The organism is Bellilinea sp. (genome assembly GCF_034432615.1).
GTDB lineage: Bacteria > Chloroflexota > Anaerolineae > Anaerolineales > Anaerolineaceae > Bellilinea.
The window spans coordinates 1-2,886 of sequence record NZ_DAOUBL010000244.1; the positions used below are offsets into that span (position 1 = coordinate 1).

The window sequence follows — 2,886 nt, forward strand, 5'->3', positions numbered from 1 at the left end:
CGAAAATTGACCCGTTAGGACGGGGGTCAGCCTTCAAAGGCTTTTACGCAGTTGCGCCCGCTGTTTTTGGCAGCATACAGGGCCTGATCGGCGCGGCGCAGCAGTTCCTTGAATGTATGGGGAAAGTGAGGCGGGCTGGCAGTTGCCACGCCGAGACTGATGGTGACATTCAAACGATTGCCACCAATGCGGATGGGTGATTCGGCCACCGCACCGCGTACCCGTTCAGCCATGCGCAGGCCCTGTTCGAGTGAGATGCCCGGCATGATGATGGTAAATTCCTCACCACCGTAACGTGCCAGAGTATCACTGCTGCGCAGGCGGTGGCGGATGCGCTCAACCAGGATGGTCAACACCTGATCGCCAACCAGATGCCCGTACTGGTCGTTGATTTCCTTGAAATTATCCAGATCGAACATGATGATAGTCAAAGGCTGGCCGGTTTTGCGGGCTTCCTGAAAGGCGGCCTGACCGGTATCGAACAGGGCGCGGCGGTTCAGGCTTTGGGTGAGCGAATCGGTGCGTGCCAGTTTTTCCAGTTTGACCTGTGTGCGCTGCTGTTCTTCTACTTTGCGCTGTAATTCCAACGCTTTTTTCTGGAAAGCCTCCGTTTCGCGGCGCAGGGTTTCCAACTGGTGGAGTACCTGCAAATGCTTGATGCGCCGGTCGGCTTCCTGATCATAAACGGCTTGAAAGACGGCATGGTATTTCTTGTACATTTCCAGCGCAGCAGCGGTTTTACCGCTTTTTTCGTACAGATTCGCCAGTGCATGATAGGCTTCCATCACCTGCTGCTGGCGGCGGGTTTGCTGTGCCAGCAGCAGAGCTTCGTTCAAGTCTTTTTCGGCGGCCTCGTAATGACCGCGTTCGGTGTGCAGTTTGCCCAGGTTGAGCAGGGTGATGGCAATTTCTGCAGTCAGATTGTACTGGCGGGCAACGTTCAACGCGCGCTGGTAGGCCGAAATGGCGGCGCTATCATCTCCCATGGCAAGATAAATTTCACCGATGTTGTTGAGATAAACCGCCTGATCCTGCCAGGTCTGAATGGCTTCAGCAATCTGAATGGCTTCGGTTTCGTATTCCATTGCGCGGCGCGGTTGGCCGGTGTGCAGGTAGCCCATCGCCAGACTATCCAGCGCCCACGAAAGGCGCATGGGTTCGTTCAGTTCGCGCAGCGTTTGCACGGCCTGATGCAGGTGAGGGATGGCCAGTTCGGGTTGACCCAGCAGAACATAGGTGTAGCAGATGTCGTTGGTAATCTCGGCCGTCAGCAGTTGATCTCCCAGTTCCTGCACCTCTTTCAAGGCCTGAAACAGGTGTTCGAGTGCGTCGGCAAATTCCCCCATGTGGGCGTAAGCGATGCCGTAATAGGAACGGGCAAGCGCCTTTTCGCGGTTTTTGCCCAGCCGCTCGAATTGCTGCATGGCGGTTTGAAAATCGGTCAGCGCCGCGGTGTAGGCAGCGTTTTTGAGGTTAAGCCGCCCGCGGGTGATGGTGCAGGCAGCCAGTTCGGCCTGAAGATGCTCGTCGTCCTGCTGAAGGTGATTTTCTGCCAGTTGAAAGGCTTGCTGAAGCAGCTTCAACCCGTGCGCAGGGTCGGCATCCAGTAAGTCCAAGGCCTGCTGATGGAGGCGTTGAATTTCGGTCGTCAGGGGTTGGAGGGAAAGGGGTGTTTCGGCTTCCATTGGTTGGGGGTAAAAATCAAAAACCCGCACCGGCAGCAGGTGGCTGAAAAGCGTCAGGCAAATGGGCGGGGGGTCAACGAGCGCAGGCCGTGTTGAGGGCGGAAGTTGTCCTAAATATACCACAAATTTACCGTGGCGAATCAAACAAAAATCCCTGCTGCCGGGTGTTTTTGGTGCGGGCAGCAGGGAAGGCTTGTGGAAGGAAGTTAAGGTGCAGCGATCACGGGCCCTGCCAGCCGGCCAGCTGCGCCAGCAGAATCCAGATGGCTTTGGCCACCTGCAGCTTGCCAGCAGAGACCGAGCCGAGATGCCCGCCGGACGATTCGGTGGTGTATTCGCGGCAGATTATGGCATAACCTTGACTGTTGCGGCATTCCTGCCCGTCGGGCGTGTGGCTGAGGATGTCGGCAATATCCAGCAGGATTTTGTTATTATCGCGCGCCCACTGGCGCATCTGGTTGTTGAAGGATTCGGACACCGAAGTTCCCGCATTGCGTGCCAGCGAGGATGTCCAGTACACAAAGGTTTTATTGGGATAGCGGGCTTCCAACTCCAGAATGTCATAGATGTTGTAGCCGTTGTAATTGGGGTTGAAGTAATCGCGGGCAATGCTGGAATCTTCGCCAACATGCAGGTAATTATGCTTCAGGGAGATGATGTCCCATTGACTTGCAAGAGATGGGTAACGGGTAACAAAGTTTTGTACGTCACTGTACCAGTAATCGGCCATGTAGAACTCGAAACGAATATTTGACCGATCGTTGCCGCCGGGGAAGAGGATGACGGCCGGTATGTTGCGGTCATTGGTGGTGTACACCTTGAAATCGGTCAGGCTTGAATCGGTATAGTAACGCCGGCAAGATGAGGGGCTGCTGGCCCAGCTTGAGCTGGCCAGACAATCCAACCCTTCGCTGATGTTCTGACCGACGCTGCGGTCAAAGTAATAAAAGCGGATTTGTTCGGCCGCCCGCAGGTATTCAGGTGGAATCTGGTCGTAGAGCGGCAGGGTGGTGTGGTCAATGATGTTGCCCAATTGCGGGTTGGGGATGATGGTCGGGCGCGGGGTGGGGGTGGGTGTGGTGGTTGTGCTGCTGCGCCGCACCATCGGCAGGAACACGGTATAAGAAGTGTCCTGTGGTGTAATTTCGTCCGGCGGCTGGGTTTGAGCCAATACATTGAGCGGAAATACCGCTGTTGCCAG

At 55.8% G+C, this 2,886-nt stretch carries 2 protein-coding genes; both read right to left on the reverse strand.

What is annotated here, in order from left to right:
• Nucleotides 1-26: 26 nt before the first annotated feature.
• On the reverse strand, nt 27-1,829 hold the full coding sequence (locus tag VAE48_RS10705) for a diguanylate cyclase (RefSeq protein ID WP_322793319.1): 1,803 nt from the start codon (nt 1,827-1,829) through the stop codon (nt 27-29).
• Between the two features lie 76 nt (nt 1,830-1,905).
• Nucleotides 1,906-2,886, reverse strand: a 981-nt coding sequence (locus VAE48_RS10710; protein WP_322793320.1) for a hypothetical protein, incomplete at its 5' end; no start/stop codon positions are given.